The organism is Hymenobacter sp. HDW8, from assembly GCF_011305775.1.
In the GTDB taxonomy this organism is placed as follows: domain Bacteria; phylum Bacteroidota; class Bacteroidia; order Cytophagales; family Hymenobacteraceae; genus Hymenobacter; species Hymenobacter radiodurans.
Map to the genome: position 1 here is coordinate 1,584,253 of NZ_CP049907.1, position 22,208 is coordinate 1,606,460.

General features: G+C 55.9%; 13 protein-coding genes. 7 read left to right on the plus strand and 6 right to left on the minus strand.

Annotated features, from left to right (window positions below):
• Positions 1 to 141 precede the first annotated feature (141 nt).
• Entirely contained in the window at positions 142 to 1,149 is a 1,008-nt protein-coding gene (locus tag G7064_RS06560) for an alkaline phosphatase D family protein (RefSeq protein WP_166072960.1), read from the plus strand.
• Between the two features lie 51 nt (positions 1,150 to 1,200).
• On the opposite strand, the gene G7064_RS06565 is transcribed toward G7064_RS06560, so the two are convergent.
• Complete coding sequence (locus G7064_RS06565) at positions 1,201 to 1,836, minus strand: hypothetical protein (protein WP_166072961.1); 636 nt, start codon at positions 1,834 to 1,836, stop codon at positions 1,201 to 1,203.
• 509 nt (positions 1,837 to 2,345) lie between these two features.
• Here G7064_RS06565 and G7064_RS06570 point away from each other — a divergent pair.
• Entirely contained in the window at positions 2,346 to 5,471 is a 3,126-nt protein-coding gene (locus G7064_RS06570) for a glycoside hydrolase family 3 N-terminal domain-containing protein (RefSeq protein WP_240935778.1), read from the plus strand.
• A gap of 356 nt (positions 5,472 to 5,827) precedes the next feature.
• Complete coding sequence (locus G7064_RS06575; RefSeq protein ID WP_205711187.1) at positions 5,828 to 7,453, plus strand: 3-(methylthio)propionyl-CoA ligase; 1,626 nt, start codon at positions 5,828 to 5,830, stop codon at positions 7,451 to 7,453.
• A 54-nt stretch (positions 7,454 to 7,507) separates the two neighbouring features.
• Here G7064_RS06575 and G7064_RS06580 read toward each other — a convergent pair whose 3' ends face one another.
• Positions 7,508 to 8,686, minus strand: coding sequence for an acyltransferase family protein (locus G7064_RS06580; protein WP_166072962.1), 1,179 nt, complete (start codon positions 8,684 to 8,686; stop codon positions 7,508 to 7,510).
• Positions 8,687 to 9,128: 442 nt separating this feature from the next.
• On the opposite strand from G7064_RS06580, the gene G7064_RS21890 reads away from it, so the two are divergent.
• The 4 genes from G7064_RS21890 to G7064_RS06595 are packed head-to-tail and all read left to right on the plus strand — an operon-like array spanning position 9,129 to position 15,158.
• The gene (locus G7064_RS21890; protein ID WP_205703489.1) at positions 9,129 to 10,352 is read left to right on the plus strand and encodes a carboxypeptidase-like regulatory domain-containing protein; all 1,224 of its coding nucleotides are present in this window, start codon (positions 9,129 to 9,131) and stop codon (positions 10,350 to 10,352) included.
• Positions 10,349 to 12,250, plus strand: coding sequence for a TonB-dependent receptor domain-containing protein (locus G7064_RS21895; protein ID WP_205711188.1), 1,902 nt, complete (start codon positions 10,349 to 10,351; stop codon positions 12,248 to 12,250). Before G7064_RS21890 ends, G7064_RS21895 begins: the two co-directional genes overlap by 4 nt.
• 60 nt (positions 12,251 to 12,310) lie before the next feature.
• Positions 12,311 to 13,852: a SusD/RagB family nutrient-binding outer membrane lipoprotein gene (locus G7064_RS06590; protein ID WP_166072963.1), complete on the plus strand. Its 1,542-nt coding sequence runs from the start codon at positions 12,311 to 12,313 to the stop codon at positions 13,850 to 13,852.
• A gap of 55 nt (positions 13,853 to 13,907) precedes the next feature.
• Complete coding sequence (locus G7064_RS06595; RefSeq protein ID WP_166072964.1) at positions 13,908 to 15,158, plus strand: hypothetical protein; 1,251 nt, start codon at positions 13,908 to 13,910, stop codon at positions 15,156 to 15,158.
• Positions 15,159 to 15,233: 75 nt separating this feature from the next.
• Here the strand turns inward: G7064_RS06595 and G7064_RS06600 are convergent, their stop codons facing one another.
• From G7064_RS06600 to G7064_RS06615, 4 genes are all read right to left on the minus strand, one after another.
• On the minus strand, positions 15,234 to 16,553 hold the full coding sequence (locus G7064_RS06600; protein ID WP_166072965.1) for a RagB/SusD family nutrient uptake outer membrane protein: 1,320 nt from the start codon (positions 16,551 to 16,553) through the stop codon (positions 15,234 to 15,236).
• A gap of 32 nt (positions 16,554 to 16,585) precedes the next feature.
• Positions 16,586 to 19,783 (minus strand): SusC/RagA family TonB-linked outer membrane protein, encoded by a 3,198-nt coding sequence (locus G7064_RS06605; protein WP_240935779.1) that lies wholly within the window; start codon positions 19,781 to 19,783, stop codon positions 16,586 to 16,588.
• The gene (locus G7064_RS06610) at positions 19,776 to 20,009 is read right to left on the minus strand and encodes a hypothetical protein (RefSeq protein ID WP_166072966.1); all 234 of its coding nucleotides are present in this window, start codon (positions 20,007 to 20,009) and stop codon (positions 19,776 to 19,778) included. The genes G7064_RS06605 and G7064_RS06610 overlap by 8 nt, the downstream gene beginning before the upstream one ends.
• A 73-nt stretch (positions 20,010 to 20,082) precedes the next feature.
• Positions 20,083 to 21,744, minus strand: a complete 1,662-nt coding sequence (locus G7064_RS06615; RefSeq protein ID WP_166075063.1) for a glycoside hydrolase family 10 protein — start codon at positions 21,742 to 21,744, stop codon at positions 20,083 to 20,085.
• Positions 21,745 to 22,208: the final 464 nt, after the last annotated feature.

A 22,208-nucleotide genomic window follows, 5' to 3' on the forward strand; every position in this document is an offset into this window, starting at 1 on the left:
CGCGCAGCGGCGGCGTGGCGTGTGCCCGACTCACAAAAATTAGACCGGCGGCGGATGCTTTTGACGGCTGGGGGGCTTTTTATAACCGTAGCTTCACACCAAGCACGTCGCTCCTTCTGCTCTATTTTTCATATTTGCAGCATGAAAAACTATCTCCTGATCCTGAGTTTACTTTTAACTCTGGGCAGCCCGACGGCCGTGGCTCAGCGCAACAAAGCAATGACAATTGCTTTCGGCTCCTGCGACCGCCAAGACCTTCCGCAGACCATCTGGGGGACAATTTCCAAGGATAAACCGGACCTCTGGATCTGGCTGGGCGACAACATTTACGGCGACACGGAAGACATGACCGTGCTCAAAGCCAAGTACGACCAGCAGTTCAACCAACCCGAGTACAAAGCCTTCCGCACCCAAGTCCCCGTCATCGGTACCTGGGACGACCACGACTATGGCCGCAACGATGGCGACAAATCGTTTGGCCCCAAAAAAGAAAGTCAGCAACTAGCCCTCGACTTCTTGCAGGAGCCTGCTGCCAGCCCCCGCCGCCAGCAGGAGGGCATTTATGCCGCGTATACTTATACTGTCGGGAAGAAACGAGTGAAGGTAATTTTGCTCGATGACCGCTACCATCAAGATGCCTTGTTTCGGGACGCCAACAAAGTGTATCAACCCAACCCTACCGGCGATATTCTGGGCGAGGCGCAATGGCGTTGGCTGGAAGAACAACTGACCAACAGCGACGCCGATGCCCATATTATTGGCTCCGGCATTCAGTTTCTGGCCGAAGAGCATCGGTATGAGAAATGGGCCAATTTCCCGGTTGCCCGCCAGCGCTTTCTGGCATTGCTAGCCAGCACGAAAGCTAAAGGCGTGCTGCTCATGAGCGGCGACCGCCACATTGGCGAAATGGCCAAAATGTCCGTCCCTGGCGTGCCTTATCCCGTGTACGAAGTCACGTCCAGCGGCCTCACGCACCCAGCTACCAACAACACTGGCGAGCCAAATAAATACCGCGTAGGTCCGCTGGTCAATCAGAAACACTATGCCCTATTTCAGCTTCGGCAGAAAGGCAAAAAGCTTTTGGTAGCTATGCAATTAAAAGGAGAGCAAGGCAACGTGTTTCATACCGAGGAAATACAGATTAGGTAGCTAATTTGTGCTGAATTTCTGCAGACGCTTACTTATAGAATTTTACAGTGGTTAACTTTTTCTCAACTGCACCATAAATAATTTATAAAAAAAAGCCATCCAATATATAATTCCTAGAAACTTGAACCCATCTTCTATTATTATTTCCCCTTTCACTTCAAAAGGAATAATATCAATCAGAATAGACATACCGAAGAAAAAAACCGATAATAAGAAATATAGATAAGGCCCCCGAATTAATATCATTCTATATTTTACAATATATACGAGCATGGCAAGCACGTAAATACCGAACCAAACAACCTCACTTATGCCTAAGTATACGGGAAGTATTTGCTCATGAAGCAGGAATAAGTCATCAAACAGCAACAGGGAAGAAAACAAAAACGACCAGGTAAAAAAAGTTTTTATAGCCTCATCAAACAAGACCACGTTTGAGCCTAAAAAGCAGATAGCTGCAGCACACGCCCAAAATACAGCCCCTAAATTTGACAGCATGCCATAATAGAAAGGACTGCCGGCTATTGAATTTGTATCCTTCGTAAATAGTGCAGCATTTATATTGAAATTGAAATAACCATAAACAACAATACATATTGGAATTATCGCCAAAAGAAATATTGCAATAATATTGGCGAAAAAAGCTTTCATATTCTCTCGCACACTTTCAACAACAGTGTTAAACATGGTAAACATATTTTAAATGATGAGATATACAAAGCAAACCCAGTCTACTAAAAGACACCAAGAGTAAACACATCATATTACTAGCTATTTATATTATTTCATAATTTTATTCATTTATGTTATTTATGCACTAATTATAGGAGGTAAAATACTTAAATACAAAATCTATTTAATTACTAAACAAGTCATTTAGTACGATAAAGTGAACCAGCAACAAGTGGCACAACTACATAACTGAATGTGGTTCTGTAGACAAGTCGCACGTATCCGACAGATACGATTAAGCATTTGTGCTGCAAGTAGGAGCCTGCTGTAGCTTGGCTGCCATTATATCGGTAATGTACAGATAAGTATCAAATTTTTGCTACTTATAATGACAGTAATCAGCACTGTTTGATAGTATTCTTTTGGATGTCTTGATGCTATCATGCTTACCCTGCGTGCGTGCACTTCAGATTACTTCCATATTCGCGTAATTTCGCGGTTGTCATCCACCGAACCCTGCGCCCTTGCTCACGACCCGGAATATCTCGCTCTTCATCCTGCTTCTGTTGTTCCTGCCTTTCGCCACTTCGGCCCAGCAACGACGGAAGAAACCCACTAAACCTAAAGTTGCTGCTCCGATAAAGCCAGTTTCACTGAATGCGCCGGTGCCTTTTGCCCCCCAGTTGGCGAAGTCACGATGGGTAGACTCGGTGATGGCCACGCTCACCCCCGACCAGCGGGTGGCACAGCTCTTTATGGTGGCGGCGTATTCTAACCGTAAGCGCATCGATGAGGACTCTGTGTCGCAGTTGGTGCAGCAGTACGGCGTTGGGGGGCTTATTTTCTTCCAGGGCGGCCCAGTGCGCCAAAGCAAGCTGCTGAACCGCTACCAAGCCCAAGCGAAAGTGCCGCTGCTGGTGGCCATGGATGCGGAGTGGGGCATCGGAATGCGCCTGGATAGCACCACGCGGTTTCCGTACCAAATGAGCATGGGTGGCGTGCAGGACACTGCCTTGCTCTACGAGATGGGCGCTGAAATTGCCCGCCAGTTCAAGCGCACCGGTATGCACGTCAACTTTGCGCCGGTGGTCGATGTGAATAACAACGCGGCTAACCCCGTCATTGGCTACCGCTCCTGGGGCGACAACCGCGAGGAAGTAACGGCCAAGAGCTACCAATACATGCGCGGCATGCAGGACAACGGCATTCTGGCCGTAGCCAAGCACTTCCCCGGCCACGGCGACACCGACACCGACTCTCACCTCGCCCTGCCCCTCATTCGGGTAGACAAGCGCCGCATTGATACCCTAGAGCTGTTCCCCTTCCGTGATCTGATGCGACGTGGTCTGGGGGGAATTATGATCGCTCACCTCAACATTCCGGCCCTCGACAGCACCGGCATTCCCTCTACCCTTTCCAAGCCCATCGTGACGGGCATGGTAAAGGAGAAAATGGGCTTTGAAGGCGTTATCTTCACCGATGCCATGAACATGAAGGGCCTCACCAATATGTTCCCGCCCGGTGAAGGGGATGTACGTGCGCTGCTGGCCGGCAACGACGTATTGGAGTTCTCCAAAAACATTCCGCTCGCCCTGACGATGGTTCGGGAAGCCATTAATCGAGGTGAAATCACGCAGGAAGAAATTGACCGCCGTTGCCGCAAAGTACTGGCGCTGAAGGAGTGGGCAGGGCTGAACAAGTACCAGCCCATCGACCTCAAAAACCTGTACAAGGACCTCAACACCCCGCACGCCAACTACCTGAGTCAGCGCCTGAGCGAGTTGTCTCTGACCTTGCTGCGCAACGAGAAGAGCATGCTGCCGCTGCAAGGCCTCGACACGCTACGTATTGCCACGGTGGCCATCGGCACCAAAGACACCACTGACTTCCAGCGCATGGTGGCAGACTACGCCCCCGCCGACCATTTTTGGCTGTCGGCCACGCCCACGCTGGATGAGCTGGTGAAAATTCGGGAGGCGCTGAAAGGCTACAATACGCTGCTTGTCGGTCTGAATAACTTAGGCCGCCTGCCGGCGACCAACTTTGGCGTGACGCCGGAGACTAACGTGCTGCTGCGCGAGCTGGCCTCGGTTAAGCAGCGCATTGTGGTAAGCGTGTTTGGCAATGCCTATGCTGTGGCTAAAGTTCGCGACCTGGCCCGCGCCGACGCCGTGGTGCTGGCGTATCAGGAAAGCAAAAACGCTCAGGACCTGACTGCTCAAATGATTTTTGGCGGCATTGGCGCCCAAGGCAAACTGCCCGTTACTATCTCTGACGATTACCCGCGCGGCTTCGGCCTCAGCACCCAGGGTGGCATGCGCCTAAGCTACGGCTGGCCTGAAGCGGTGGGCATGAATAACAACCTCGAAGCCCGCGTGGACTCGATGATGCAGCAGGCGTTGGCGGCCAAGGCATTCCCTGGTGGCGAAGTACTGATTGCCCGAAAAGGCACGGTGGTGTTGCGCAAAAGCTACGGCACCCACGACTACGCCGACAATCCACGTCTGGGGGGCAAAAAGCCGCGCCCAGTGCAGAACACCGACATCTACGACTTGGCTTCGGTCACGAAAGTATCGGCGGCGCTGCCGGCACTCATGCGTCTTCAGGATCAGGGCAAGTTCAACCCCGACATGACCATGGGGCAATTGTACCCCGAGTTTGTGGGCACGAACAAGCAGGATTTGAAGCTACGCGACGTACTTACCCATCAAGCCCGCCTCAAGGCCTGGATTCCCTTCTGGAAAGATTACACCAAGCCCCGCGGTATTTTCAATAAGCTGTTTGGCAAAAGCCCCGATGCGGCCGACGTATCGGCCACCAAGCCGTCGGAGCTAAACCGGCGCTTCTTCCGCTCCGATTCGTCGGCGCGCTTTCCCTATCAGGCTGCCACCAATCTGTGGGCCCGCAAAGACTTCCCCGAGCGCATTCGCGAAGCCATTGCCGAGTCGCCGTTGAATGAGAAGCCCGGCTACGTGTACTCCGACTTGTCGTTTATCATGTACCCGCAGTTCGTGCGCTCAGCCTCGGGCAAGCCACTCAATCAGTTTGTGGTGGATGAGATTTATAAGCCGTTGGGTGCGACAACCATGGGTTACAACCCCACCCGCCGCTTCCCGCTTAGCCGCATTGCTCCCACCGAGTACGACTCGTTATTTCGCCACAGCCAGCTGCACGGCACCGTGCACGACGAAGGCGCGGCTCTGCTGGGGGGCATTTCTGGGCACGCGGGCCTGTTCGGCAATGCCAATGACCTGGCAAAAGTAGTGCAGATGTACGCCTGGAATGGTAAATACGGCGGGCAGCAGCTTATCAAGCCCGAAACCATCGCCGAATACACGCGCTGCCAGTTCTGCCCCGACAACCGCCGCGCCCTCGGCTTCGACCGGCCTGCTGCCAACCCCTCGGTGAACTCAGCCAAAAATGCCAGCCCAAGCAGCTACGGCCACACGGGTTACACTGGCACCTACTTCTGGGTCGATCCGCAGTACGATCTTACGGTCATTTTCCTTTCCAACCGGGTCAACCCCACCCGCAACAACAATAAAATCAGCGACCTGAGCGTGCGCAGTCACTTATTGCAAGTTGCCATTGAAGCGGTGCAGCAGGGCAAAAGCACGCCCACTGAATCGCCGGTGCTGAAGGAGAACTAAGAGGCTTCAACGAGTGGCCTCACCCCCCGGCCCCCTCTCCTAAGGGAGAGGGGAGCCTGACGCTAATCATTCTACTTCTACGCCGCACTTTCGGCTCGTGCCTCCAGTACGGCTACCGCTTTCGTTAGGAAGTGAAGCGTTATAAAAAAGCCTCCCAGAAAATATCTGGGGGGCTTTTTTGTGTTAAAGCTAATCGCGCTGTAGCGGTTGCAGAGGCAGTAGCCGACGTAACCGCGTAGGCTGAGCGTCTGGCACCCCCTCTCTTTTAGGAGAGGGGGCCGGGGGGTGAGGCCACTCGTTGTTTTTTATTAGCTTAGAAAACGGTATCGTCCGTTTCCCACCCAACCCATTTTTCTATGCTCGGCTTGATGATGAACCAGCCCCTGCGCATCGCGGGGCTTCTTGAACACGCGGCCAAATGGCACTCCGACACGGAAATTGTGTCGCGCCTAACGGAAGGCGGCATCCACCGCTACACCTACCACGATGCCCACCAGCGCAGCAAGCAGTTAGCCAACGCGCTCAAGAGTTTGGGTATCGGCATGGGCGACCGAATCGGGACGCTGGCCTGGAACAACCACCGCCACTTCGAGCTCTATTATGGCGTGTCGGGGCTGGGGGCCATTTGCCACACCATCAACCCGCGGCTGTTTGCTGAGCAGCTAGTATTTATCATCAACCACGCCGAGGACAGCTACATTTTTCTGGACCTCACCTTTCTGCCGCTGGCCGAGAAATTAGCCCCCCACTGCCAAAAAGTTGCCGGTTGGGTTCTGCTCACCGACCGCGCCCACATGCCCGCCGACTCCACTTTGCCCGGCGAGCTACTTTGCTACGAGGAGCTGCTGGCCGACCAAACATCTGACTTTGAGTGGCCCGTTTTCGACGAGAACACCGCTTCGTCGCTCTGCTACACGTCTGGTACCACCGACGAGCCCAAGGGCGTGCTCTACTCCCACCGCTCCACGCTGCTGCACAGCTACGCCGCTTCCCTGCCCGACTGCTTCAACTGCTCGGCCCGCGACGTGGTATTGCCCGTCGTGCCCATGTTTCACGTCAATGCCTGGGGCATTCCCTACGTGGCGCCCATGAACGGCTGCAAGCTGGTGATGCCCGGCCCCGGCCTCGACGCTGCTAGCTTGTTCGAACTGTATGAGCAGGAAAAAGTCACGTTTACGGCTGGTGTGCCCACTATTTGGTTTGGTCTGCTAACGTTTATGCGGGAGAAAAAGCTACAATTCAGCACTCTTAAGCGCATGATTGTGGGCGGATCGTCCTGCCCGCCGGCGTTGTTAAAAGCCTTTGACGAGGAATTGCACATCGAAATCCGGCACGCCTGGGGCATGACCGAAACCAGTCCGCTGGGCACGGCCTGCACGCTCAAAGCCAAACACTTACTCCTCTCCCCCGATGAGCAATTTGCCATTCAAACCAAGCAGGGCCGCGCCATCTTTGGGGTAGACATGAAAATAGTGGATGATGCCGGCCAAGAGTTGCCGCACGATGGCGTTGCCTTCGGCGACTTGCTCGTTCGCGGCCCCTTCATCGTGGGCGACTATTTCCGGGCCGGTGAGCCGGGCCAGCTAACTCAAAGTGGCTGGTTTAAAACTGGCGATGTAGCCACTATAGACCCTGATGGCTTTATGCAGATCACTGACCGCTCCAAGGATGTCATCAAGTCGGGCGGCGAGTGGATTTCGTCCATTGATCTGGAAAACCACGCCATTGCCCACCCAGCCGTAGCCGAGGCAGCCGTTATCGGTGTGCCCCATCCGAAGTGGAGCGAGCGGCCATTACTGGTGATAGTGCTCAAACCGGGCGCCGAAGTCAGCAAGGAAGAGCTGCTACAATTCTTCGAGGGCAAAATTGCGCGCTGGTGGACGCCCGACGCGGTAGAATTTGTGAGTGAACTACCCCACACGGCTACGGGTAAGCTCCTCAAAACCAAGCTGCGTCAGGATTTCGCGGGCTATACTTTCTAGGATTCAATCTATTATAAAAAAACCCCCCATAACTACTCTGGGGGGCTTTTTTATCTAAACCTTGATGATTATTCGTCGATTATACATCACCCACAGTATCCCCAACCAAATCAGCACGCACACGATAGCGCCCGCCAACGAAGCGTTGATAGGACTGAAATAGGGCACAAAAAACGTGTCGTAAAGCCAGGTGCGCAGGCCCACCAACTCGCCAGTGGCCGCAGGTACTTTAATCATCTGCAGCAAGCGCGGCACCAAACCCGATAGGAAGAATACAGTAATGGCATTCACACCGTACACCAAAAAAGGCTTGGTCCAGGCGCGGTAGCCGTGCACGTCGCAGAGCCAGTAAAGCGCCGCTAGCATAGCCACTGCAATACCGGCCGTATAGAGTACATACGAGCTCGTCCAGAGGCTTTTGTTGATCGGAAACCACCCATTCCAGATCATTCCCAGCACAATAGCAGCGCCGCCAGCTACAAAAAGCCACGCCACTTTAGTGGCCGACTCTGTATTGCGCCGACGCAGCCATTGCCCGGCGAGCATGCCAGCAATGCCTGTCCCGATGGCGGGCAAGGTGCTCAGCAACCCTTCCGGGTCCCAGGTTTTGCTGGATTTCCACAGATGATTTTCGCCTAGTATGAGCCGATCGAGCCAGGCGCCGAGGTTGGTGGCGGGCTCGAGATTGGCTGGGCCGAAGCCGGGCACCGGCACCACTTGCATAAGGATGTTATACAGCACCAAAATGCCCCCCAGCAGCCACGCCTGCGTCCGCCAGTTCGTTTTCAGGAATATCGTACCGCACACCAAGAATACAACGGCAATACGCGCCAGCACTCCCGGAATCCGCACCGTTTCGAACACGAAGCTGGGAAACAGCGCCGAAAACAGCCCTAGTCCAAACAAAATAGCTGAACGCTTCACAATGCGCAGCAACAGCTGCGGGTGGCGGCTTTTATCTTGTTTGGCCGAGTCGAGCGCGTACACAATGCTGACGCCCACAATGAACAGAAAGAAAGGGAATATCAGGTCTGTAGGCGTGCAGCCGTGCCATTTGGCGTGCTCCAGCGGCCCATAGATGTGGCCCCAGCTGCCGGGGTTATTCACCAGAATCATGGCCATGACGGTGATGCCCCGAAATACATCGAGCGACACTAGTCGGGCCGGGCCGCTGGCCTCCACCAACGGTACCGTGTGCGTTGTTTCGATGGCGGCCTGCGTAGTGGATTGCATAGGTTAAATGAGCTAGAGGTAAGGTTTGCCGGGAAAAAAAGCAGACGTCAGGCAGCCTGAATAATCGGAGAGGTACCGTTTCGCCAGCCCCGCCAAGGTAAAGAAACGCTTTAGGAAACGCTCCTCCGATTCGGCTGAACTCATTTTCGGTATAAGCTTCACTAAATAAAATTACATATATAGTTGTGCAGCTTAAATCATGCATTTAGCTTTAACTCATATTTTCTGCTCTGGAAGCGCAGAATCGCAGAGTTGCCGCCCACTAAAGCTGACTTTGTAATTCGATTATTCCCTCTTTCTATGGGTACTTGTACTTGCTTGTGTATTGTCCCCCAATAACTTCGGACGTTTCATCGACCGGAATCCAACTGCTTCGAGCGCTCGGATTCCGGTCTTTTCTTTTTTCCCACTCGCCTCATCTATTCACCTTTCTCTCCCTTCTATGAAAAAACTTTTATGGTTTTTCCTGGCGCTGGGGTGGCTGTTAGCCCCGCCAGTCCATGCCCAAACCACCCGAACCGTAACCGGCGTCGTAACAGCCGCCGAGGACCGCTCGCCCCTGCCGGGCGTGAACGTCATTGTGAAAGGAACTACCAACGGTGTTCAGACTGATGCCGAAGGTCGTTACACGCTTAGCAATGTAGCTGAAGGCAGCACTCTCGTTTTTAGCTTTATCGGCTACACCGCTCAGGAGCGACCCGCGACAGGTGCTACGGTAGATGTAGCGCTGGCTACGAGCACCACCAATCTGGGGGAAGTGTTAGTAACGACTTCGTTTGGCATTGAGAAAGAGCAGCGCAGCATCGTGACCAGCGTGCAGGAAGTACAAGGCACCGAGCTAGTCAACTCACGCCAGCCTAACATCGTGAATGCCTTGCAGGGCAAAATCGCGGGCGTAAACATCACCAGCTCAGGCGGTGGCCCCGGCGAGGGCGCAGCCATCGTTATTCGGGGAGGTACTTCCCTCGACGGCGACAACCAGCCCCTGTTCGTCATCGATGGGGTGATTATGGACAACTCCTCGTTTGCCGAATCGACGGCGCCGGGCGGTGGCTCGGCCTTCAATGGCATTTTGGGCCGCTCGGTGGGTACTACCAACCGCGCTTCGGACATTAACCCCGAGGACATCGAGAGCATGACGGTGCTGAAAGGCCCCGCAGCGGCTGTACTCTACGGCCTGCGTGCGGCCAACGGTGCCGTAATCATCAAGACCAAAAGCGGCACGGCGGGTCGGATTACGCTGAATTATCGTACTCAGTTTTCTGTGGATCAGGTGAACCGCCTGCCCAAGCTACAGGACCAATACAAGCAGGGTTCGTTGGGCATTTCTGACCCAGGCACCCGCCAGTCGTGGGGCCCGCGCTTTGCGCCCGGCGAAACAGTATTTAACAACCTGGAAGATTTTTACCAGCGAGGCACCTCTTTCCAGAACTACCTGAACATGACGGGCGGCACCGAAAAAGCCAGCTTCCTGCTCTCCGTTCAGCACCTCGACTCGAAAGGTATTACACCCGAAAGCAAGTACGACAAAGCCTCGGTACGCTTAGCGGGCACCGTGAAGATTTCGCCTAAGTTCAGCGCCAACGCCTCGGCCAACTACCTGAACTCGGGCGGTGAGCGCCCCGTGCAGGGCCCCGGCCTGTTTGGCGGCTCGGGGGCTATTTGATCAGCTTACTCAACTGGCCCCGCAACGATGATGCGCGCATTTACCTGAACCCCGACGGCAGCCGTCGCCGCCTCACGGGCGCATCTACCAGCGCCAACGACGCCGACAATCCTTACTTTACAGTAAACCGCAACCCCCAAACCGACCGCACCAACCGCTTTATCGGCAACGCAACGTTGAATTTTGCGGCCTATAAGTGGCTCAACTTCAGCTATACCCTGGGCACCGACTTTTACCAGGAGCGCGTGCGCTCGGTACGGGCCGTGGGTACCTCCTTGGTGAACAACCAGGATGGCGGTATTGCCGAGACCACCAACGCTAATCGCATTCTGAACTCCAACTTCCTGGCGACCCTGAACCATCAGTTCAGCGAGGATTTCAGCGGTACGCTGACGCTGGGTAATACGGTTGAGCAGCTTCGCAATGAGAAGACAGACGTTATCGGTCTGATTTTTCAGAACCCGAACTTTATCAGCATTAACAACACCGTAAACCGCAACGCCCTGACCAGCAACGTACAGCGGCGCCTCGTGGGCAACTTTGCTCAGTTGAGCATGGTGTTCTGGGATCAGCTCTTTGTGGAGCTGAGCGGGCGCTACGACATCTCGTCTACCCTGCCCCGCCCCGACAAGAACAAGATTTACGGCAAAGGCTTTGGCTACGGCTCTATCGGAGCGGGCTACGAGTTTACCCGCACGCTGGGCTTAGAGCAAAACCCCATTCTGAACTACGGCAAGATTCGCGGTTCTATTGCCGAAGTGGGCAAAGACACTGGCCCTTACCGCGTGGAATCGCCTTTGGCGGCCAACACCTACATCGGTGGCGGTTTCCGCAACGGTTTCTTCGGCTCAAACAGCCTGCTTATTCCCGAGCGCAGCCGCTCGTATGAGTTGGGCGTGGAGTTGCGCTTTCTGCAAAACCGCCTCGGACTGGACGCCAACGTATATCGCACCCGCACCACCGACCAGCTAATTGCCCCCCGCGTGAGTCAGGCGACGGGCTTTATTCTGCAGTACATCAATGGTGGCACTGTAGAAAACAAGGGCATTGAAATCTCCCTCAATGGCTCACCGGTGAAAACCAACAACTTTACCTGGGATGTGCTGGCCAACTTCTACCGCAACGAAAACCGCACGGTGGAATTACCTAGTGTACTAACGGTGGTAAACCAGTCGGACGCTTTTATTATTGACTTTGCGCAGGGTGGCGCTTACCCCGGCAAGCCCATCACCGGTATTGGTGCCAGCGACTGGCAGCGCGCCCCCGATGGCCGCGTGCTCATCAGCCCTACCACTGGCTATCCTTTGGTAGATGCCAACTTTACCTACCAAGGCGACCGCGCACCAGACTTCACTACCCAATTGACTAACACATTCACTTACAAGGCGCTGCAGTTTACGTTCCTGCTTGATTTCCGCAAGGGGGGCAAAGTAGTGAACGGCAACGACTGGTATGCAACCCGCACCAGCGGCCTGAGCGAGCGGACTTTGGACCGGTACAAGGAAGTGGTATTTGACGGCGTAATTGCCACGCCAAACGCCGACGGCTCGACTACTTACACCCAAAACACCCGCCCCGTGGAGCTGACTCAAGGCTACTACCAGAATACGCTAGGTACGGTGGGCTCGGCCTTTATCGAGGATGTGTCCTGGACGCGTCTGCGCTACGCTACGCTGAGCTACAACATTCCGGCGGCTACGTTTGGACAGTCCTTCATCAAGGGTGTGGAGCTGAGCGTAACGGGCCGCAACCTGCTGCTGCTCACCAACTACACCGGCGCTGACCCAGAAACCTCGGCGGCTGGTGCCGGCGTGCGCGGTGGCGGCTCCAATGGCTTCGACTTTGGTAGCGTGCCAGCCACGCGCGGCGTGGATATGGGTGTGCGCGTTACTTTCTAAACTTCATCGGCCCGGCCTCCGCTGGGGGGCTTTTTCGGGCTTTCCTGTCTTTATATTTTTATGAAAAAACTCATTCTCCTGCTGGGCCTGGTGCTGGGCGGCGGTATGTTCACTTCCTGCGACGATTTCCTCGACGTGAACACCGACCCGAACAACCCCACTACGGCCACGCCTAACTTCCTGCTCCCGAACATCATCTCCAACGGCGCGCAGACGCAGATGTTCACGGCCCTGCGCACTCCCTTTATCACGCAATATCTGGTGGCTCGCACCGGTGGTAACACAGTAGATAACTACTTCTACACCAACGCTCAGAGCACCAACTCCTTTAACTACACCTACTTCTACTCGGGGGGCAATATTCCGCCGATGATTGCGGCCGCGGAGGCGGAAGGCTCGGTGTATTACGTGGGCGCGGGCAAAATCATGATGGCGCTAATTCTCAGCCACGCCACTGATATATTCGGCGACATTCCGTACACGGAAGCTTTCCTGGGCGCGCAGAACTACACGCCCAAGTACGATTCGCAGGAAGAGATTTATGCCATCATTAATCGGCTGCTCGACGAAGGCATCGTGGAAATGAGCAAGCCTGCTTCGGCTAACTTCCGCCCGCTCTACGTGACCGCGCCTAGCGTCAGCGGCGATATTCTGTACCGCGGCGACGTAACCAAGTGGATTAAGCTGGCGAACTCGCTGAAGGCCCGGCAAAATCATCACCTGACGAAGAAGGCCTCCTACGACCCCAACGCTATTCTGGCGATGGTCGACCAAGGCTTTAAGGCGACGGCCGATGACGCACAGCTTCAGTTTCAAGTAGCTGTGGCTCCTTTGGTAAGCACTACCAACATCTTTGGTACTACCCGCAACAACTTCGCGACCTCCACTTTCTCGGCCAACTTTATCAAGTACCTGGACGGGCGCACGTTTGGCCTAGTCGATCCGCGTTTGCCGATTATGGCCACCGCCACCAGCACTGGCGCCGACCCCGGCCTGGGCGGCGGTCCGCAACCAACTACCGTGCAGACTGATTTCTACGCGAGCTGGTACGCCCGCGAGCTGGGCTACTTTGAGCTGATTACTTACCACGAACTGAAGTTTATTGAGGCAGAAGCCGCTTTCCGGGCCAACAACCGGGCGCGGGCTTTCACTGCTTTCCAAGAAGGTATTCGGGCGCACATGCGCAAAATCGGGGTAGGCGGCACGAGCACCAGCACGCCGCCCTTGACCTACCCAACGATCAGCGAAGCCCAGATCACGGCTTATTTGGCTAGCTCAGCCGTGCCGCAAAGCGCTGCCGACCTAACCCTGAAAAGCATTATGGAGCAGAAGTACATCGCCATGTTCCTGAACCCGGAATCGTGGTCTGACCTGCGCCGCTTTGATTTTAACCCGGCCATTTACGTGAATTTCCGGGTGCCAAGTGGGGTAAATCAGGCTTTAGTAACGGCTGCTACGCCAACAACTCCGGCGAGCATACGCTTCCCACGCCGCCTGCTGCCCGGTGCCACGGAAGTGCTGTACAACCCAAATGAGATTGCGCGCATCGGAGCAAATGCCCCCGATTATATTGCTCAGCCGGTATGGTGGGATCAGCCATAAGGCCAGATTTGCCCCCCAGCCCCTTTTTCACTGACTTACTTCCGCAACGCTGCATATGAAGCATTTTCTAAAACGCTACGCTCCCCTCCTGCTGCTGACGCTCACGGGCCTCACCACCAGCTGCGATGATGAGCTGGACGAAAACTATACCGAGGTAGGGCCCCAGCTCCCAACCCTGCTGGCCGCCACCAGTAACCCCGACACCAAGTATGCGGTGGGGGAAACAGTACCATTGGAAATAAACTTTGCCTCTCAGGGCGAGCCAATCAAGGAAGTACTGGTGCTGCAAAAAGTAGAGCCCAGTCGCGACTCTGTGGTGGTCCAAACCATTCCGTATCAGCCGGCTTATTCCCGCATCAAGCGGGCCGATACGCTGGTAGTGCGCTACGTGGTGCCGCAGGCGGCCAATAAAGCGCTAATTCGGGTAGATGTGCGCTTGGTGAGCCAAAATGGCCAATCAAAAACCCGCTCTGCTTCTTTTCGGGTAGCTGAACCCACGCCAACCATTCGCATCAATAGCGTCGCGAACGTGACAGCGCCTACCGCTGGCCCCGTAGTGGCCGGCGACGTGGTGCGCTACAACCTGACGCTGAATGTGAACGGCGTGACGACCGCCACGACTACGACTCCTGCCACGAGCATTCTTTACAAAGACCTCGACAGCCTGATTACCTACGTGCGCGTAGGCACGGCCGCCGAGCGGCGCTTGCTGCGCCAGCGCCTCCCAGCCGTTGGAGCCCAAACCGGCGCGGCTACCACAGTAAACGTTGATGCAACCGTTCCAGCCAACTCGGCGGGGCAGCCTGTCACCTTCCGCTTTGAGGCAAAAGTGCGCACGCCGGCCCGTACGGCTTCGGTTACTTCGGCTGCTATTACGCCCGGTACGCCCACGGCGCTGGCGGCGGTGCGTCCTATCACGCTCACCTACACCGGCACTACCGGTGGCGACTTGGCAGCTTTCAACTTCGCCACTTTCAGCGCGGCCACTGCCGCCGACGCGGCCACGGTGAAGGATATTGCCATCACCAGCATTGCCACCAACCAGGTGAAGCTGGATGCCCTGAACACTACCCGTTTGGTAAAAACAACGGCCGCCGTGTACACAGCAGCTACCTTGAACAGCGTTCGTCAGACTTATCTCACGGCCACCGCTGCTAATCAGGTTGCCAGCGTAGCCAGCGTGCTGGTGGGCGACGTGTATGTAGCCCGCGTGCGGGGCGGCGACCAGTATGTAATCTTCACGGTGACCGGCCTGAACCGGACGGCTACCGGTGTAAGCTTGGCGCTGGATGTGAAGGCGCTGTAGACTAGCATCTTTCCATTCAGCAAAAAAGCCCCCCGGAAGTTCCGGGGGGCTTTTTTTGTATTCGCTTGCTTGGCGCTACGCCGCTGGGTCATCAGGCGTAACCGTGTTGTTCTCACGCTCAGTGCGGGGGTATGGGTAGAAATTGCGGTTGCGCTCGGAGCCCGCTGCCCCCGGCCCAGGTCGATTGAAGCGGCGGCTATCGTCCAGCCTGAAACCCTGGAAGGCAAGCTCAACAGAGCGGTTCCGCAAGATATCCAACAGCACGGCCTCCTGCGTGAGCGGACCAGCATACGGCGCTAGGCCGGCACCGGGAGGTGCAGTGGGCAAGCCGCCGGTGCCAGTAGTGGCGGCCGCCGTGCTGGTGCGTACCCGGTTGAGCTCCAGCACGGCGTTGGCAAGGTCATTTTTGCGAGCATACGCCTCGGCCCGAATCAGCAGCATTTCGCCGGGCACATACACCGGAATGGGCGCTGCGCTGGCGCTATAGAAGCCCGTGCCCCGGTTTTGGGTAGCGGTGGGGTTGGCGCGCGTATAGAACGGAATGCGCCGGTCGCCGGCTTCGGGAGTCAACGCGCCGGTCAAACCCAGATTCACGTTGGTCGGCTCAAACACGTTGCGGTTGCCAAAAGCAACCTCGAACAACGGGTTGCGGGCCAGCTCGTCGAAACTGAACACTGAGCGGCTTGCCAGATCCACTCGCCCGGCGGCGGCAATGGCCTTGTCGTAGTCGCCGGCCATCAGGCTGTAGCGGGCAATAAGGGCCTGCACGGTGTTGGGCAGGTTAATGCCTCCAATAATTTTGCTGTTGAAGTCGGCCGATACGGGCGCAGTATTCAATTGGGTAGCAGCTGCCTCCAGCTGCTCTACAGCCGACTGTAGGGCCTGCACGCGGCTCACGAATGGCGCGTTGGCCTGCGTAACAATGGGCACCTGCTCAAAGTATTGCGCCAAAGTACCAATTGCCAGGGCCCGAAAGATGCTGGCGTAGGCAATGATGCCGCTACGCGTGCCAGGGTCGGTAGCGTTGTTGGCGTTGGCCAGCACAAGGTCAGCATTGGCGCGCACCAGCTGCGACTGGGTCCAAAGATTGCGCACCACGCCGTTGAGGTTCGTCACGTTGCCGGCCCCCAGGCTGACGTTAAATTCCTCGATGTTGCCGACGTTAATTACCGTCAGCTCGCGGGTACTCAGGCCCCCAGCCGCCACGGTATTGTAGAGCGGACTCAGCGCCCCACCCGTCGTGAAGCGGGCCTGCAAACCGTTGCATACCGTAATCAGGCCGTCGGCGTTGGTTAGCACCTGCACGTCGCTGGCGGTGCTGGGGTTCAGGTATTCTTTGTCGCAGCTGCTCGTGGCCATCGACAGCACAGCCAGCAGTATCAGTATCTTTTTCATGGATTGGCTAGTTTGGAGAAGAGGAAACCCCATTAGAAAGTGGCCGACAACCGGAGCTGGTAAGTGCGCGGAATCGGCACGTTACCAAAGTCCACCGCCCGAAACAAATCGGAAGCGCCACCCGCGCTGGTTTCCGGATCGAAGCCCTTGTAGTCGTCCCACGAATAGAGGTTGCGGCCAATAAGCGACACATTGAGGTCGCTGATGAATTTACTGATGGGGGGCAATGTGTACGTGAGGGCCGTTTCGCGAAGCTTCACATACGAGCCATCATCAATCCGGAATTCCTGGGTGTTATACACGGCGAAGATGTAGCCGCGTGGAATCTCCCCCCGCAGTTCCTGCTCGGCCAGTTCGCCAAGGCCCACGCCCTGGCGGGTACGATAGTCCGCATTAAATACATCCACGCCCTGCACGGCATCGAGCAACACCCGCAAAGAGAGCTTCTTGTACGTAAAGCTGGTGCTGAATGAGCCAGTCCAATCCGGGTTTGGGTTGCCAATGATGACGTTGGCAATAGTAGTACCCGGTGCGTAGCTGGGCTGGCCCTCGGCGGTGCGAGCCGGTGTGAAGTCAATTGAGCCAACACCTTGGCCCGTAGTGCGCTCGTCCTGCGGAAAGCCCTGAGGGGTCAGCAGCAGGGAGCCATCGGGGTTGCGGGCATACGCCGAGCCATAAAATACGCCCGCGGGCTGTCCATTAATCAGATACACCGGCGCGCCGGCCACGTTGTCGACCGCTATGGCCGCCGAACCCACCAAGTCCACAATCTTATTGCGGTTGCGGCTGTAAATGGCTGTGAAGTCCCAGCTGAAATCGGCCGTTCGCACTGGGGCAGCGCTCAGCTGCACTTCCACGCCCTTGTTGTTGAGCCGAGCCACGTTCTCCACGATGGATGAACCGCCCCGCGACGGCGCCAGCGGCCGGTCTACCACCAGATCGGTGGTTTTCTGATCATACACGGTTACGCCCAAGCCAAGCCGGTCATTAAAGAAGCCTAGGTCGGCCCCCACTTCCAGTTCGGCTACGCGCTCCGGCCGCACCCGGGGGTTTGCCAGCCGTGCGTTGGGTAGGAAGGTATTGCGGCCCTGAAAGCCAATGGGCGTAAACTGATAGAACCGGTCATAGGAACCAATGCCGTTCAGGTTACCGGCCTCGCCGTAGCTGGCGCGCAGCTTCAGTGAGTTGAAAGTTTTGGCGTACGCTGCATCCTTCCAGAAGCCTAGGTCGGAGAGCACCACAGAGGCACTCACTTTAGGATAGTACTGGTTGGTTTCGGAGGACGAGAACTTCGACGATCGGTCGCGGCGAATGGCCCCCGTCAGGAAAGCCAAGTTGCGGAAACCAAAGGTGGCTTGCCCGAAAATTCCACTCAAATCAAACCGATCTAATTCGGCGCCAGAAGCTACCGTATTGCTGGCCGCGCCGCTCACAGTGGTAATAAACGGCGCGAGATTTTGGCCCTGCGTGCGCACCAACTCCCCCCGCAGGAACTGATAGCTATAGCCGGCCAATAGCGTCATTTTAAAGTCTTCGGTCAGTTGCCGGTCGTACCCCACGTTCACGTCGGAGTTGAGCTGCAGCACGTTGTTATTCGCATTGGCTGCAAACCCGGACGGATAGCGCTGTAGCGGCAGGCCGGCCGCAGCTTGGTATGGATAAGGCCGGATGTAGTTCTCACCCACCTGGGAATACGTGTCTGCCCCGAAGATATAATCAACCGAAAAACCTTTGAACGGCGTCAGATTAACTTGAATATCACTAATGGTACGGTTGATACGCTGCGTAAACTTCATGTCCTCAATAGTAGACAGCGGATTAACGCGGGTAGGCTCTACGGCCAGCAAATTGCCATTAGGGTCGCGCTGGTTGATGTCGTAGATATTGTTGGTGATGTTGATGGAGTTGATGGGGCTGTAGAATACGTTTCCATTAGCCTTCTCATTGGAAAAGCTGTTATTGTAAGCCACTCCCACCGAAGCCCGGACCCAATTGGCCAAGCGCTGATCGACGCGGGCCCGCACGTTGTAGCGCGTGAAATCGGTGTCTTCAATAATACCCTGATTTTTCAGGTAGCCCACCGACACCAGGTACTGCGTCCGCTCGGCCCCGCCCGAAATAGACACACCATTATCCGTACCGTAGCCCGTCCGGAAAACGTCGTTGAAGTAGTTGTAGCGTGGAGTTTCTACTAAGTTGGTGGCCAATAGCGTAGTGGCTCCGGCCCTTGTAATGCTTGTGGTCGTGATACCGGGGTTGGCCGCTATCTGCTGGGCGGTGGGAGCTCCAATTGTGTATAGGCGTAGCCCCGCAAAGCCAAACTGTTGGCCGTAGGTATTGACGGGCACCGATTTGCGCAGCTCGTTTATATTGAAGCTAGCATAGGCAGATACCCGTGCTGCGCCTGTCTTCCCGCGTTTAGTGGTAATGAGCACCACCCCATTTGAGGCTCGCGACCCATACTGCGCCGCCGCTGCCGCTCCGTTGATGACGTTGATGCTGGCAATGTCGTTCGGATTAAGGTCGGCGAGGCGGTTTTGGCCGGCATTAGCCGTCCCAATGTCGGGGCCCGCGGCCTGCTGCGACACGTTCGTGCTGCTATTACTCACGATTACGCCGTCGATAACGTAAAGTGGGTCTGAGGAGCCCCGCAACGAGTGAATACCCCGCAACCGCACCGACATGGAGCCCGAGGGGTCGCCGGAGTTCTGCACGATTTGCGCGCCGGGCAGTTTGCCTTGCAAGGCATTGAGCGCGCCCCCAGTTCCGGTTTGCTCTAAGTCGCGGGCCGTTACCGTATTAATGGCGTTGCCTAGCTCCCGCTTATTTACGCTGATGGTGGAGCCAATTACAACCACATCGTCCAGGGTCTGAAGAGCCTCCGTGAGAGTGACATCAGTGGTTACGGTTGGGGTGCTTGCCAGGCTGATAGATCGAGACTGAGGCCGGTAGCCAATAATGGAAAACGTGAGGGTGTAGGTTCCGGGCGTTACTTGTGCTGACAAGCTGTAGGTGCCATCGGCGCCGGTAGCGGTACCGAGCGTGGTACCACCCAACAAGACCGTAGCTCCAGGCAGCGCTTGCCCCCGCTCATCCACAACGCGCCCTTGCAAGGTGTAGGACTCGCGCCCTCCGCCCCCAGGCTGCGCCGCCAGTTGCGTAGTGAATAGTACGCATACGAGAAGCCAGCCTACTGCCAAGACTAGCCTCATCGAGTAAGTTTTACGCATAAAAGGAGAGATTAAGGTGGAAAGAAAGGAAAGTGGCAAAGAACTGAGTGCTATCAATATATGGGATAAATACCAGTTTGAATAAAACTTTACCTGTCAAAGACATAGGAACTCCATTCAAAGCCGCTTCTGGTAGCTGCTTCTTTTTCTCAGCTTGTTGCATACCAAACTCTCTGCCTGCATTCCACTGGGGTTTGAAATTGGTTAAGGCCGTTTGAAGCCACATAAAAAAGCCCCCGGAAACTCCGGGGGCTTTTTTATGGTAGTATAAGGCCTATTGCTCGACTTTCTTGCGCCAGTTACCGGCCAAATACGCGTTCCAACAAGCCACCACGCTTACGCTTCTTTATCTTCACCTTGGTCTTGGTGGTGCTAGGCGTCGGGCGGCTAATAGGGGGCCGAGATGCGGCGGGTGGCACGGGCCGGGCCGGCGGTGGCGTGGCTGCTGGCGGAGCGGCTGGGGCTTGTGCTGGCGCTGCGGGAGGGGCTTGCGCCACCAGCACCGGCGCGCCGGCTACCGTGCTGGCTCGTACGGGCGGGCTCTCATTGTGGAGGCGGTCGACGGCGGTGATATAGTACGAATACTCCACGCCGGGGCGGGCGGTAGTATCTACCAGGGCCGGCAGATTGTTGGCGGGGCGAGGCACTAGGGCCACAATGCGACGCGGATCATCGGGGGCAGGCGTTTCGCCGGGCCCGAAGCGGTACACCACAAAGTAGCGGGCTACGTCGCCGTCGGTGGCGGCGGGACCTGGCTGCCAGAGCAGGCTTACAGCCCGACCAGTGCGGGTAAGTACCAAGTTTTGGGCAGGACGGGGTGGCACAGCATCCAGCCAAGGCATGGAAGGCACCAGCGCCGGATAGCGAAACAAATCCTGACGCAGCGTATCAGCTACATGCAGCGGATTAGCCATCAATGACTTTGAGCTAAAAAATACGCTACCATTCACCTGCGTCGGGTACGAGCGATTCAGCCGAATCTGGCGGGGCAGTTCGGTGGGGTCGCGCCAGGAAGGGTCGCGCTTGCTGGTTTCGAAGATGCGATAGGCTCCCTGCCCGATATATAAGTGCCGATCGAAGCGGTTGCGGGCCCACCAGTCCAGCAGCACTGAATAAGAAGCTGGCTTAAAAGTGGTGCTCCAGTACAGCTGGGGCATTATATAATCGACCCAGCCCTGCTGCATCCACAAACGAGCATCAGCGTACAGACCCGAGTACCCCTCAAACGCTGCTGTACCGGAGCCTTCCGGGTTGCTGGTTTGGTTCATCCAGACACCGAAGGGCGAAATACCAAACTTTACCCAGCGCTTTGTGCTCTGGATATTGGTGTGCAGATCGCGCACCAGCGTATTCACGTTCTGGCGGCGCCAGTCGGCCAGCTTCAGCTGATTTGGGTTGTGCTGCTGGAAAGCGGCTTCATCACGAATAACCTGATTTGCCTCTGGATAAGGATAGAAATAGTCGTCGAAATGAACCCCATCAATATCGTAGCGGCGCACCACGTCCAGGATAACTTTGTTGATATAATTCCGCACCTCGGGTAACCCGGGGTTGAAAAGCAGCTTGCCGGAGTAGCGCAGAAACCACTCAGGATGCTGCCGGTACGGATGATTTGCAGCCAGCTTACTGGTCACCGAATCGAGGGAGGCGCGGTAGGGATTAAACCAGGCGTGGAACTCCATACCGCGGGCGTGGGCTTCATCAATCAGGAAAGGAAGTGGATCGTAGGCGGGACTGGGGGCTTTACCCTGCTGCCCGGTCAGCCACTTACTCCAAGGTTCTAGGTCGCTTTGGTAAAAGGCATCGGCGGCGGGCCGAATCTGCACAAAAACCGCGTTGATGCCATTTTTCTTCTGTACATCAAGCATTTGAGTGTACTCGCGGCGCTGCTGCTCAGGCGTAAGCGAGCGGCGGCTGGGCCAATCAATATTCTCAACGCTGGCAATCCAGACCCCACGCAGTTCCCGCTTCGGGGGGCATTTTGCGCGTAAAGTGGCGAGCTACCCGCCACCAGGATTGTAAAAAGAAGAGGAAGAAACCAGAATTGATAATAACGGGGCATCAGCACAAACTATAGAGGAATGCGCAAAAGTACGCACACCAGCCACGCAAAGTGTACAGGCTTTTGGCTCAACAGCACTAGTTTAACTTTTTCAAACCAAGCTCAGCCAGCTGGCCGAGCTATAAGCGGTATGCGTGGCCGGCTTATTCAACCTCACACGAAGCACTGCCGCCAGTGGCGCGCCTCAGTGTACAGGCTCTTCAGATGTCCGATTGTGCTTTTTCAGTCTGGCAATTGGGCTTTCTTCGGCATGCTCCCCGGAGGCAGATTTAAACCATGCACGATAGGCAAATCGAAAGAAATACCGTTGTGAAGAACAGTCTGGCCGAACTCAACCCTAGCCCAGAGAGCAACCAGCGTAAA